12 protein-coding genes and 1 riboswitch are annotated in these 12,831 nt (G+C 51.3%); of the genes, 1 reads left to right on the forward strand and 11 read right to left on the reverse strand.

Annotated elements, in window-relative coordinates; translation table 11 throughout:
• From tnpA to ABYW01_RS05015, 9 genes are all read right to left on the reverse strand, one after another.
• On the reverse strand, positions 1–267 hold a 267-nt coding region (gene tnpA, locus ABYW01_RS04975; RefSeq protein WP_372831402.1), incomplete at its 3' end, for an IS200/IS605 family transposase.
• Positions 268–446: 179 nt separating this feature from the next.
• The gene (gene thiC / locus ABYW01_RS04980) at positions 447–2,327 is read right to left on the reverse strand and encodes a phosphomethylpyrimidine synthase ThiC (protein WP_304621446.1); all 1,881 of its coding nucleotides are present in this window, start codon (positions 2,325–2,327) and stop codon (positions 447–449) included.
• 43 nt (positions 2,328–2,370) lie between these two features.
• Positions 2,371–3,192 (reverse strand): bifunctional hydroxymethylpyrimidine kinase/phosphomethylpyrimidine kinase, encoded by an 822-nt coding sequence (gene thiD / locus ABYW01_RS04985; protein ID WP_193954792.1) that lies wholly within the window; start codon positions 3,190–3,192, stop codon positions 2,371–2,373.
• Positions 3,193–3,256: 64 nt separating this feature from the next.
• A riboswitch (TPP riboswitch) is annotated at positions 3,257–3,357 on the reverse strand.
• Positions 3,358–4,231: 874 nt separating this feature from the next.
• Entirely contained in the window at positions 4,232–5,131 is a 900-nt protein-coding gene (locus ABYW01_RS04990) for a DMT family transporter (RefSeq protein WP_372831403.1), read from the reverse strand.
• An 86-nt stretch (positions 5,132–5,217) separates the two neighbouring features.
• Positions 5,218–6,246 carry an MJ1255/VC2487 family glycosyltransferase gene (locus ABYW01_RS04995; protein ID WP_372831404.1) on the reverse strand — a complete coding sequence of 343 codons (1,029 nt, stop codon included), beginning with the start codon at positions 6,244–6,246 and terminating at the stop codon, positions 5,218–5,220.
• A 20-nt stretch (positions 6,247–6,266) separates the two neighbouring features.
• Entirely contained in the window at positions 6,267–6,794 is a 528-nt protein-coding gene (locus ABYW01_RS05000) for a phosphatase PAP2 family protein (RefSeq protein ID WP_372831405.1), read from the reverse strand.
• 87 nt (positions 6,795–6,881) lie between these two features.
• A complete protein-coding gene (locus ABYW01_RS05005) occupies positions 6,882–7,787 on the reverse strand; it encodes an alpha/beta hydrolase (RefSeq protein WP_372831406.1) in 906 nt (301 codons plus the stop codon).
• 9 nt (positions 7,788–7,796) lie between these two features.
• Positions 7,797–8,609: a bifunctional DNA-formamidopyrimidine glycosylase/DNA-(apurinic or apyrimidinic site) lyase gene (gene mutM / locus ABYW01_RS05010; RefSeq protein WP_372831407.1), complete on the reverse strand. Its 813-nt coding sequence runs from the start codon at positions 8,607–8,609 to the stop codon at positions 7,797–7,799.
• Between the two features lie 55 nt (positions 8,610–8,664).
• On the reverse strand, positions 8,665–9,543 hold the full coding sequence (locus ABYW01_RS05015; protein ID WP_372831408.1) for a DMT family transporter: 879 nt from the start codon (positions 9,541–9,543) through the stop codon (positions 8,665–8,667).
• Positions 9,544–9,683: 140 nt separating this feature from the next.
• Between ABYW01_RS05015 and ABYW01_RS05020 the strand changes: the two genes are divergently transcribed.
• Positions 9,684–11,096: a PLP-dependent aminotransferase family protein gene (locus ABYW01_RS05020; protein WP_372831409.1), complete on the forward strand. Its 1,413-nt coding sequence runs from the start codon at positions 9,684–9,686 to the stop codon at positions 11,094–11,096.
• On the opposite strand, the gene rlmF is transcribed toward ABYW01_RS05020, so the two are convergent.
• Positions 11,093–12,064, reverse strand: coding sequence for a 23S rRNA (adenine(1618)-N(6))-methyltransferase RlmF (gene rlmF / locus ABYW01_RS05025; protein ID WP_372831410.1), 972 nt, complete (start codon positions 12,062–12,064; stop codon positions 11,093–11,095). The genes ABYW01_RS05020 and rlmF overlap by 4 nt on opposite strands.
• Positions 12,065–12,201: 137 nt before the next feature.
• Positions 12,202–12,831: MBL fold metallo-hydrolase (locus ABYW01_RS05030; protein ID WP_372831411.1), on the reverse strand; the 630-nt coding region annotated here is incomplete at its 5' end.

The raw sequence follows: 12,831 nt of genomic DNA on the forward strand, positions 1-12,831 counted from the left end.
CAGCCTAATCGCTGTTCTGCCTTTCAGTGTACCCATAAGATCTGACACACTCAGGCTCGGCGGCGTGCGCACCACCAAATGCACATGATCTATCTGCACATTCAGTTCAACCACCTTGCACTTCTTCATGTGACAGAAAATATAGATACTTCGGTAAACCTCTTTGCCCACACTTCCCTTGAGTATTTTGTATCTATACTTCGGCGTCCAGACGATGTGATACTGACATCGATAGAATACGTGTGATGCGGATTCGTATCGGCTCATGCTAACTACTCCTTTCATTTGCTGGTAACAAACGAAACAGTATTTAGCATGAGCACTCTTCAGGCAGAGCCTCGAGCGAATGATCACCACCTCCATAGGAGGTGGTTTATGGCTGAAAACGAAAAAAGCCGCCCTTTAGGGGCGGCTTTTTTTATTTAAGAATCTAATTCTGAAACTATTTACACCTTATGGTAAATCTCAGCACCTGATTCTTTAAATTCTGCTGATTTCGCCTGCATCCCTTCATCCGCTTTTGCGTTGATGGCTGCTACCTGCTCGGCATCCAGATCACGTACTTCCTGCGAGATCTTCATGGAACAGAACTTAGGTCCGCACATGGAGCAGAAGTGTGCCACTTTTGCAGAATCTTTTGGCAATGTTTCATCGTGATACGCACGTGCAGTGTCCGGGTCCAGACCGATGTTGAACTGATCTTCCCAACGGAATTCAAAGCGCGCTTTAGACATCGCGTTATCACGAATCTGTGCACCCGGATGACCTTTTGCCAGATCCGCTGCGTGCGCTGCGATCTTGTAGGTGATGATGCCTTCTTTTACATCCGCTTTGTTCGGCAGACCCAGATGTTCTTTCGGTGTCACGTAACACAACATGGCACAACCGTACCAGCCGATCATGGCCGCACCGATACCGGATGTGATGTGGTCGTAACCTGGTGCGATGTCAGTGGTCAATGGGCCAAGCGTGTAGAACGGTGCTTCATGGCATTCGGTCAGCTGCTTGTCCATGTTCTCTTTGATCATGTGCATTGGCACATGCCCCGGACCTTCGATCATCACCTGTACGTCGTATTCCCATGCGATCTTGGTCAGCTCGCCCAGTGTTTCCAGCTCGGCAAACTGCGCTTCATCGTTGGCATCGTAAACAGAGCCCGGACGTAAGCCGTCACCCAGAGAGAAAGACACATCATAAGCTGCACAGATCTCACAGATCTCACGGAAGTGGGTGTAGAGGAAGTTCTCTTCGTGGTGTGCAAGACACCATTTCGCCATGATGGAACCACCGCGGGATACGATACCTGTCATGCGTTTCGCGGTCATTGGCACGTAGCGCAACAGAACACCGGCGTGAATGGTGAAGTAATCAACCCCTTGCTCTGCCTGCTCGATCAGCGTATCGCGGAACACGTCCCAGTTCAGATTCTCCGCCACACCTTTTACTTTCTCCAACGCCTGATAAATCGGTACGGTACCGATAGGTACGGAGGAGTTACGCATGATCCATTCACGGGTTTCATGAATGTTATCACCGGTGGACAGATCCATAATGGTGTCCGCGCCCCAGCGTGTACCCCAGGTCATTTTCTCCACTTCTTCTTCAATGGAGGACGTGACGGCAGAGTTACCGATGTTGCCATTGATCTTCACCAGGAAGTTACGGCCGATGATCATTGGCTCAACTTCAGGGTGGTTGATATTGGCTGGGATAATTGCGCGGCCTTCAGCCACTTCTTTACGTACAAATTCCGGCGTAATCTCTTCTGGCAGTTTTGCACCAAAGCTATGGCCCGGATGCTGTTCTGCAACCACGTTCCCTTCCGCCTTGGACTTTGCCAGTTTCATATTTTCACGGATGGCGATGTATTCCATCTCAGGCGTCACAATGCCCTGACGTGCATAGTGCAGCTGGGTGACATTTTTGCCTGACTGAGCGCGCCGAGGCTTGCGCTGAAGATCAAAACGCAACGTATCCAGACGCAGATCCGCTTCACGTCCACGACCGTACTCAGAGGTCAACGCATCCAGTTGTTCGGTGTCTTCACGCTCCAGAATCCAGTTTTCACGCAATGGCGCCAAACCTTTACGGATATCGATATCTACAGCTGGATCAGTATAAGGACCGGACGTATCGTACACATACAATGGGTCGTTCTTTTCACCGCCAAAATCAGTGGGCGTATCGTCCAGGGAGATCTCACGCATCGGCACCTGAATATCAGGACGGCTGCCTTCAACATATACTTTGCGGGATTTCGGGAACGGCTGTACGGAGTCCCGGTCTACCTGAGCACTTTCGCTGAGGTTTTTCATATTCTCTGCCATATGTCGCCTGCTTACTTTCTCGTTATGTTACCCAGTTTGCCAATCACTTTGACCACAACGCGTGGAAGTGATGCACCGGACCATGTCCGCTGCCCACCGCTAGCGTATCCGCCGCCGCAATAGCATTAGAGATATAGTTTTTGGCCTGCTCTACCGCCTGATATGGCAGCTCACCCTTTGCCAACATTGCGGCAATGGCAGACCCTAATGTACATCCCGTACCGTGGGTATTTTGTGTGTTGATACGTTTAGTGTTCAGTGTGATGCACTGTTCACCGTCAAAATAAATATCGGGACTCTGATCTTCATCTTCCAGATGACCACCCTTGAGTAACACCGCTTTTGGCCCAAGCGCCTTCAGATCACGCGCCATCCGTTCCATTTCAACCAGATTCTTCGGTTCGTCGCATCCCAGAATGACAGCCGCTTCCGGTAAATTCGGTGTAATGATTGATGCCAGAGGGATAAGCTGATGAACCAAAGCATCAACCGCCTCTGCTTTCAGCAGCGCATCGCCACTTTTGGACAACATGACCGGATCGACCACCAGCTTGGTCTGCGGATACTGACGTAAGAAGTTAGCAACAGCGATAACCACATCAGCATCACCAAGCATGCCGGTTTTAACCACATCAACCCGAAGATCATCAAAAACCGTTGCCAGTTGATCGATAATAAAAGGAACGGGAACCCGATGGATGGCACGTACTTCGCGAGTATTCTGCGCGGTCAGCGCAGTAATCACCGAAGCACCGTATACGCCGAGTGCGGAAAACGCTTTCAGATCGGCCTGTATGCCTGCACCGCCGCCAGAATCAGAACCGGCAATCGTCAGGGCAATAGGTATTTGGGCTGGATTTGGCATCAACATCCCCCTCTATGCTGTGAACCGAAGGTGATGATAAGGCCTGTCATAAGAATTTTTGTCGTCATTTCCAATCTCGATTTCCTACGCCGGTTTTAACCGGTTCAGGTTCAGCGGGTTTACTCTCAGCCCCTGCACTGCGCACGGGCACCCCGACCAAGACAATAGTCTCCTAGTGTATGTGCGTCCCACCGAGCTTGTCTATCCATGTGAGTAGATTTCATGTCTTGCAGCGAAAAACATAGATGAAATTAGGCGTTTTCCCATACCTATAGTCCGAATGTGGCAGCCAACCGTTTGGTATATCACTCATCAGCGCCGACAGATCAAAACCGTCTTGTGCTTATATAGACAATAGCGGCCTGCCGTTCCGGACTAACCGCAATAGAAGTGCAATCACTCCTTTAAATAACCAAACGATGTTACCCACCCTATTTTTATATCGAAAAGTTCACTTCTTAGTGAAAAATTAAGAATTTTTCCTATATCAACCGAGGTACCTCCAAAGCATAATAAATCTCGTGGATCTCCTGTTCATGGAACGAATATATTGGATGGCATACACAAGCAGAACGGATTAGCAGGATGCTGATGGCTGGAAGCCCAAGGATTAGCTGCATGGATTATGGACGCCAATGAAGGGCGCTTCGATGGATCGAAGCGCCCTTTTTCATGTCTGAACGAAACAAATCCCCCGCATCACACCACATCTTCTTTGTCATTCGCGAGATACTACTTAAGTATAACTTCTGAAAAATTAGGAATTTTTCCTATATATCAGCTCACGCCTTATCCGGATAATGCGTCTTGTGGATCTCCTGTTCATGGAACGAATAGCAAGGAAGGCCAAGACAAGCGGAAGGGAAGGCAGGAAGCCGCGGCAGGAAGCCAATACCATATTAGCAACGGTCACCGTGACTATGTGGTACACCGCACGGAAAATGGAAGCCAACGAGGGGGCGTCTCAAAGGAACTGAGCGCCCCTTTCTTTTTGGCAGATAGATACCTGCCACCCTCAAATAACACCCATCATATCTATTCAGATCAGATCGTTTGCGCCCAGCGAAAACATCACTATCGCCAATAGCATCAATGCAGAAGCAGAGAACCGTTGCACAAAAACGCGCTTTGCCGGCATTTTTTCAGCGTAACGGAACCCCACCCAAGTTAAGAACACTCCTAGAAAAATCGACAGCAATCCGCGACTCGACTGCACGATCCCCCCAAACACCACGCCAATTTCCGCAAAGCAGGCAAACAGGCACATCATTGCCAGCAACCAGGTCAGTGCTGAGGGTGTGCTTTGCAACAATAGATGTTTCTCTTTAATACGGGGATATAACAGTAGACTGGCGACAGCGCAGATCAGGTAACAGAGACACACCCCAACCGCCGCCGCATGGATCAACGGCAACTGCTCAAAGCTTCTCATCGTGTAAAGTACTGACAGATCGGACAAAGAATATCCCACACAGGCCATCACGACCCAAAACAATGCGCGTCCGTGGATGCGTCCACCACTGGCACTCAGCCAGACAGCTCCCAAGGCACACAGCGCCACCGCCAGCCACTGGATAAGCTCATAACTGTCACCAAACCAGAGCAGGCCAATCAGCGCCAGCACCAACACCTTGAGTCCCAGCAAGGGGCTCACGCGTGAGGCTTCAGACGCTCTGATCGCCTGAAACAGGGAGATCTGCCCTACCCCATAAAACAGGGCGGTAAACAATAAAGGCGTGGCATAGTTGCCAACGTTCAACAGTTCTGGATGCCATAGAAACGGCAGTATCAGCAAAGAGATCCCCCCCAGCACCAGATGCATCAGCACCAACAAGGTCAGTGGCGTCGCCTTGTGCTGACAAATAAACTGGGCGGAACAGACATAGGATACGGACTGCATCAGTGCAGCCGCAAAACCAAAGAGAACGCCGGAAATCATGACAGGTCCAGAGAAACAAAGAAGCCGCATTGTGCCAGCTTCCGCGGAGAAGGGACAACTGACGTTTGCCTGAGCAGCAGGTGCTTTCAGACGCTGGCAATATCCTGCTGCCACAGTCGTTTAGCCAGTTCAGCCGGACTCTCGCAACAGTTGTTCGCGATCCAGGCGGCTAAGTGACTAGCCACATCCGGCGTAACACGAGGCTCAGGCTGATCCAACGCCAACCAGCTGAGTAGCAGTGACTCATCGTAATCTTTAGCGATCGTTGCCAATCCCAATTTTGCCAGCACATGCGCATTGGAAAGCTGCTCAACCTGCCCTTTGATCGGCATGGAAAACACTTTTTTACCACACTGTAACGCTTCGCTGATCAGACCAAATCCACAATGGGTGACCACACCGGAACAGCTGGAAAGGTCTTGCTGAAAACCTTCACGAGAAAATGGCATGAAATAGAGATTGCCGCGCTGATACGGCTCATCAATGCCACAGTAGATATAAAAGCGATGGTCTTCGAATACAGAGAAACGCACTTCCAGTTCCGGAACCGGGTTCAGCGGCAGATAAACCAGCACTTTATCCGCTTCCACTGTAGGCTCAAATAACGGCGGTTGTATTAACGGTGGCAACACCGGGTAGTCGAAATGGTGCCAATGCACGCCAATCGCCGTGTCGACAGGCGCAAACAGCTGAATCAAGCGAGACAACAGATGATAGTTGTGACCCGGTATGGGATAGCACAGCGCATACTGATGGGCGATTCCGACACTAGGCACTTTCTGCCGTTTCGCCGCCCAGGCCGTCACCGGCTCAAAATCCGTGATCACCCGATCATATCCGGACAGATCCAGCTCACCAGCGTCTTTCCAGCAGCGTAACGGATTATTCTTGCGCAGTGTTTCCAGCACCTTCACCTGACCATCACGCTGCACAAACGTCAGCCCCTGACGGGTCTGGTAATCACCAAACGGCTCCATGTTGAAAAGCTGATCTGCTGGTCTGCCACTGAAAAGATAATCCACTTCAACGCCAGCGCGCACCAATGCTGGCGCCATCACGCGCGCGCGGGTTATATGGCCGTTTCCCGTCGCCTGAACACCATAAAGTACACGCATAAAATCAACGTCCGTAAGATCTATAGTGCGTAAACATTCAGTGCCACGGTGGCGATAGAAGTACCTAATACCGCACCGGCGGCGATATCCGTCGGATAATGCACACCCAACATCACGCGGGAGAGCCCGATCAGCACCGCGATGCTGTAGCTCAACACCAGCATGGATGGGTAGAAGTGGCTCAGGACAGTCGCGAACACAAACGCCGCTGCGGCATGACCCGATGGGAAACTGAATTTGTCAGAAGGGATTATGAATGCATCAAAATTGTCAAAGCGATCACAGGGACGGTCACGTTTGATGGTGTTCTTCAGAATCAGATAGAGGGGCAACTCCAGCGCAAATGCCAACAGCCCGGCAAACAGGAAGCTCTCTCCATCCTGTACCTCAAACATCGCCAACGACAAGCCCAAGGCCAGATATAAACCACCGTCACCCAGACGGGAGATCATACGACTGCAGGTCGCCAAACGGGGCATGTGCGTAAGGCCGTGGCACCAGTAAAAAGCCAAGGCATCGTAACTGGTAATTTTGTGCAGGGTATTCATAGCTGCCACCAAATCTCACACTGGATGTTTAGTGTGCAGTTTGCTTGGGGCAGGTGACAGTCCTATGAATCCCTTTTGACGCTTTAATTACAGGTTATTCAACAACCACTTAGCGGCAATATCGACCAATTGATCGGTACGCAACCACGGCACCATATGCCCCGTCTGTTCCATAACCAACAACTCAAAAGGCTGTTCACACTGCTCAACAACACGCTTTGAATAGGCCAACGGCAAAACCTCATCCCGATCACCATGGATAATGGCACTCTTAAACGGGTAACGCTGTTTCAGCACGTTGCAGTGACAAGAGAACGCACTCGATAAGGTCTTTAAGGGGTAATCAAATACCACCAGAGGATCCCGATTGATCTCTTCTCCGGCAGGATGACTGGCCAACAACATCTTAAAGTCGACAAATAGACGCAATGGCGCTTTCATATACGGGAAGAAAAAGGCGCTGGCATGGGTCCACTGCCAACCCATTTCGTGTAGAAAATCCGGTGCGATATCAGGTAGCAATAATGTGCCACACAACACGGCTTCGATTCGCTCATCCTGCTCGGCCGCAGCAACACCCAGCAGCGCACCGATAGAATAACCAAAGATAGAGAACGGGCCGGTAAAACGCTGCTGCAAGTGATCCAGAACCATGGACACTGCAAAGTTCACCTGCTCAACGGTATAAAGCCCACGAGGACCACCTGAGTATCCGTGACCTGGCAGATCAATAGCGACCACGTTAAAACCACGCTCACTGAGTTTACCCAGCATTTCGGCATAGAGTTCCGAATACGTGCCGATACCGGGCAAGAACAACACCGTCGGTGCCGCGACATCGTACTCGTACAGCTCACAGTGCAACGCATCTTTACCCAGCTGAAACGCCTGACGTTTCTCTAACCAGGGGCCTATCTGAAGCTTTTCCCGCAGGCGTTCGCGGCTGGGTAAGCCTTCCTGCGTCATCGTTGCATGACTGACATGTACATTCATATTGAATACCTACCGCTGGCAGTGGCTACAGTAAACCGTAGACCTCTGGCCAAGGCGAATCTCCTTTAATGGTTGTTTACAACTCACACAAGGCGCGCCCGCACGGCCGTATACGTTCAGTTGCTGCTTAAAGTAACCTGGTTTTCCATCACCACCGACAAAGTCCTTCAGAGTGGTTCCGCCCTGCTCAATCGCAGCCGCTAGCACCCGTTTAATCTCATACACAAAACGGTTCATGCGTGCCGCAGATATCTTACCTGCAGCGCGTTTGGGATGAATACCCGCTGCAAACAGTGCTTCGTTGGCATAGATATTCCCTACCCCTACGACCACCTTGCCGTCCATGATGAACGCTTTAATAGCCGTTTTACGCCCTTTTGCTTTCATCAGAAGATACTGATCGTCAAACTCATCGCTCAGCGGCTCAGGCCCTAAGTGGGCGAGTAGTTCGTGAACCTCATCCGCATCCTGCCAGAGTACCGCACCAAAGCGACGCGGATCGGTCAAACGTAAGGCTTTTCCATCGGTCAGACACAGATCCACATGATCATGTTTGCCCGGCTCTTTGCTGCGTTCGACAACCCGCAGGCTGCCTGACATCCCCAGATGTACCAGAAGATGTCCGCAATCAAACTGAATCAACAGATATTTGCCCCGACGACTGACCGCTTCGACGGTTTTGCCCGGTAACAACGCTGCTAATGCTTTAGGGACAGGCCAGCGCAATTTAGGCTGCCGTACATCAAAATGGGCAACCGTGCGCCCAACAACATGGGGTTCGATACCACGACGGGTGGTTTCTACTTCGGGTAACTCGGGCATGATGGATCAGGAAATGAACAATGGCCGAACATCATACCTGATCTACCTGCTGCCGTCAGTGACGGCGCAGGACCAAGTAAATCCCCAGAACAGTCAGCGCAATGGCTCCGATCCCCATCAGGTTTAATTGCTCATCAAACAACAACCAGGCTTCAATAGCGGTTAGCGGCGGCACCAGATAGAAGTAACTGGCGACTTTCGCCGCCTCCCCTTCGCGGATCATCAGCATCAACAGCAAGATCGCACTGACGGAAAGCCCAAACACCATCCATAACAGTGCGCCTATCAACTCAGGCTGCCAGTTGATTTCACCTGTCTCGAACGTAAATGCAACCACCGCCATCGCAATCGCGGTCATCAGATATTGGTAAAACGAACCGGTGAACAGATCCGTTCCGCTACCAAAACGTTTCTGATACAGCGTCCCAACCGAGATCGCCACCAACGCCGCCACCGCAGCGATCATTGATGCCGTATCAATCGTAAACTGACCGCCACCTTCCCCTGACAACAGCACTAGTGCTACGCCCACAAATCCGATCAGTAGTCCCAACCACTGGACCGGTCGCAGGTTATCCCCCATCAACTGCCAGCTCATCAGCGCCGTCAATAACGGCTGTAGGCCCATGATGATCGCGGTCACGCCTGCGGGCAAACCCCACTCAATCGCGGCAAACACCCCACCAAGATAAACCGCATGTACCAGAAACCCCGTCACCATCTGATGCATTGCCTGCACCGGAGAAGGCCACTTCGCTTTCAGAATCAACGCCAATGCACCAAAAGCCACCAGCGTCATCAGCATACGAATTAACAGAACATGAAACGGCTCGATATAAGGAGACGCATACTTGGCACCTATAAAACCGGTACTCCAAAGTACAACGAATAGGAACGGTACCGCCTGTACCCAACGTTTATGCAAGTTTCCCATCTGCCTATCCCATTCAATCTAGTGTGATCTTAGACGGTACGATCAGTGGTCATCACGATAAAGGCACAGTAGCACGCTAAATACATGGGTACAGAAACAAATATATTTTAATTTATGCTTAGCAATGGCTTACTGTACCCATGAAACGATACGAGCAGGTTACCGAAAACCTACGGGCACATATTGAAAGCTATCAGCTCCGCCCCGGCGAGCCTTTACCCTCCCTGCGCAGCCTGAGCGAGCAGCTGGCAGTCAGCAAAAATACGATTATCCACGCCTACCAACAGCTGGAAGCCGAAGGGTTAATCGAACCACGTCCACGGCAGGGATTTTTTGTCAGCCACGGGCAACCCTTGCCGGAGGTATCCGCATCCCCCCGCCCGGTGCAGCTGGGCGCACTGGCCCTGAATATTATTCGAGCCGCCTCCCGTTCCGATCTTCATCCTTTAGGCAGTGCCGACCCGGATACCCGGTTTCCCGCACGCGCACAGTTATATAAAACGCTCGCCAAGAACGCGCGCCACCGCGCACATCAGCAATCTAAAATCAGTCATTACCAACCCCCACCTGGGAGTGATTTGCTAAGGAGTCGCCTGGCACATCACATCAGTGAATCCGCTTTTGCCTGTAAACCGCAAGAGATCATCATTAGTAACGGCACCCAGGAGGGTATCAGCCTGAGCTTGCGTGCTATTGCATCACAAGGGGATATTATTGCCGTCGAATCGCCCAGTTTTTACGGCACGCTGCAATGCATTGAGGCACTGGGACTCAAAGTCGTCGAGATTCCAACCATTCCCGGTGAGGGCATTAATCTCTGTTTGCTGGAGAAGGTCCTGAACGAATGGCCAATCAAAGCACTCTTACTCAACCCAAATATCAACAATCCCCTTGGATTCCAGATGCATACGGGTCAGCAAAAAAAACTGATGGCGATCACCGAACCCTATCAACTGCCGATTATTGAAGACGATGTATTCGGTGAGCTGAACTACCAGAGCCACCGCCACCCGCCACTAAAAGCACTCGATACTAGCGGGAGGGTGGTGCTATGCAGCTCGTTCTCCAAGTCTCTGGATACCGATATTCGGATAGGATGGGTCATACCCGGGAAATTCTATGAAGAGATCAATTATCTAAAATATGTCACAACCTTAGCCTCATCGGGCTTAACCCAGGACGCATCAGCGGAGTTTATGGCCGAAAGGCGTTTTGCCCGCCACCTACGCCGACTCAAACGGACCTACCGACAGCGATGGGACCTGCTTGCTGAAGATATGTGCCGTCATATGCCCGGAGAAGTATCTTTCTCTCACCCGGAAGGCGGTTATCTGAGCTGGTTAGAACTGCCTGCGGGCTGTGACGGCGACCGAATCTATCAACAAGCATTAAGCGAAGGCATAGCCATTACACCCGGCAGCTTGTTTTCCACCCAAGGAGAATATCGCCACTGCATCCGTCTGAACTTTTCGGTCTACGATGGCAATCCGGATCTACGCCGTGCGCTGATCCGGGTTAGCGAACTGATTCGTCAGGATATAGGCAGGCTTTAACGAATCCCAGCCCACCCCTGACGCTGCTCAGCCGTGAGAAAACTCCAGGCAACCAGACGGCTGATCTTATTGCCATGTGCCATCTGGATCGTTTCGACCTCCACCGCTCCCGCCTGTTTTAATGCACGGTAAATACCCGGCAGGTTGTCATTGTTCGCCACCAGACTAGAGAACCAACATACCTGATCGGCAAAATCAGCACTTTGCTGTGCCATACGGCTAACAAACGCCAACTCACCACCCGGACACCATAACTCGGCCTTCTGGCCACCAAAGTTCAATGCCTGAGCGCCCTTTTTACCACCCTTTTTTGCCTTTCCGAGGTTTTTCAGTTTTCGCTGAGTCCCCGCACTGGCCGCTTCCTGTGAAGCATGAAAGGGGGGATTGCACAGACTGAAATCGAATAACTCATCAGCGCCGATCATCCCCGTAAAGATATCCTCGGGGTTCTTCTGCTGACGACACTTAATGGCCTTGTGTAGCGCTGGGTTAGAATCTGCAATCAGTTTTGCCGAACCCACCGCCACAGGATCGATATCCGTACCGACAAACCGCCATCCATAACTACAGTGTCCCACGATCGGATATATCAGGTTTGCACCGGTACCGATGTCCAAGCCAATAACTTTACGTCCCTGAGGAATTTCGCCCCCATTATCCTTCGCCAACAGATCGGCCAGATGGTGGATATAATCCGCCCGTCCCGGAACCGGAGGACATAAATAATTGGCTGGAATATCCCAATGCAACAACCCATAGTGATGCAGTAACAACGCTTTGTTCAGCGCCTTCACAGCCGCAGGGTCAGCGAAATCCACTGACAGATCACCAAACCGGTTTTCCGCGACAAAAGGTTCAAGCTCGGGACAGCTCTTAATCAGCGCGGGCAAATCGTAGCGTTCTGCGTGTGGATTGCGTGGATGCAAACCGGGCTTTCGGGGTGAGTGCGTCTGGGATCTGGAGGACATGTCGTAACCACTGAGAAGAATCAGCGCGTATTGTAACAGCCCCTCAGGATTATGAAGAATGCAAAAGCGCGAAGATAGATTGAGGCCCAACCCACGCGACAGCAGGCCGGACAACTCTCATCCTATAAGAAAGGTGATTACAGACTGGCGTAGACGATGCCGATCCAGACGCGAGTCGACAGGAAACCATCGGCCCACTCCTCCCAGCGATCGCTCAAGCCTTTCAATTGAATCTGCCCCAGGTTCATACCCTGATCTTTCATAGCTTTAACCTCCGCCGCCGTCCCCACCAACATCGCGTGGAACGCTTGCATATCGGCTTTGGTCGCTAACGGCCCATGCCCCGGAATGATCTTAGTTTCATCATCGAGTTCCGCCAGCAAGGCTTCGATATTCTGCGCCATCTTCAGCACATTACCGCCGCTGTCGACATCCACAAACGGGAAAAATCCATTGAAGAAATGATCACCCGTATGCACCACATTGGCATTTTTAAAAAAGACGACCGAATCTCCATCGGTATGCCCGCCGGCATAGTGCACTAATTTAACGGTCTCGCCATTCATATGCAGCGTCAGGGTACTATCGTAAGTCAACGAAGGGACCGCTGCCTCTGGGTAAGGTTCCGATACCATATTAAACAGGCGGATCTCCTGCTTCGTCAGCAAGCGAGCACGCACGTTATCATGCGCGACAATTTGAGCATGCTCACCCAAAGCAAGATTGCCCTCTGTATGGTCCCCGTGCCAATGGGTATTCACCACATA

Origin of the sequence: Pontibacterium sp. (assembly GCF_041587635.1) — a bacterium.
Lineage (GTDB): Bacteria > Pseudomonadota > Gammaproteobacteria > Pseudomonadales > Balneatricaceae > Pontibacterium.

Excerpts from the sequence above, each read along its gene's own strand:
- thiC (WP_304621446.1), bottom strand. The coding sequence starts at position 2,327 with ATGGCAGAGAATATGAAAAACCTCAGCGAAAGTGCTCAGGTAGACCGG.
- thiD (WP_193954792.1), bottom strand. The coding sequence starts at position 3,192 with ATGCCAAATCCAGCCCAAATACCTATTGCCCTGACGATTGCCGGTTCT.
- ABYW01_RS04990 (WP_372831403.1), bottom strand. The coding sequence starts at position 5,131 with ATGATTTCCGGCGTTCTCTTTGGTTTTGCGGCTGCACTGATGCAGTCC.
- ABYW01_RS04995 (WP_372831404.1), bottom strand. The coding sequence starts at position 6,246 with ATGCGTGTACTTTATGGTGTTCAGGCGACGGGAAACGGCCATATAACC.
- ABYW01_RS05000 (WP_372831405.1), bottom strand. The coding sequence starts at position 6,794 with ATGAATACCCTGCACAAAATTACCAGTTACGATGCCTTGGCTTTTTAC.
- ABYW01_RS05005 (WP_372831406.1), bottom strand. The coding sequence starts at position 7,787 with ATGAATGTACATGTCAGTCATGCAACGATGACGCAGGAAGGCTTACCC.
- mutM (WP_372831407.1), bottom strand. The coding sequence starts at position 8,609 with ATGCCCGAGTTACCCGAAGTAGAAACCACCCGTCGTGGTATCGAACCC.
- ABYW01_RS05015 (WP_372831408.1), bottom strand. The coding sequence starts at position 9,543 with ATGGGAAACTTGCATAAACGTTGGGTACAGGCGGTACCGTTCCTATTC.
- ABYW01_RS05020 (WP_372831409.1), top strand. The coding sequence starts at position 9,684 with ATGAAACGATACGAGCAGGTTACCGAAAACCTACGGGCACATATTGAA.
- rlmF (WP_372831410.1), bottom strand. The coding sequence starts at position 12,064 with ATGTCCTCCAGATCCCAGACGCACTCACCCCGAAAGCCCGGTTTGCAT.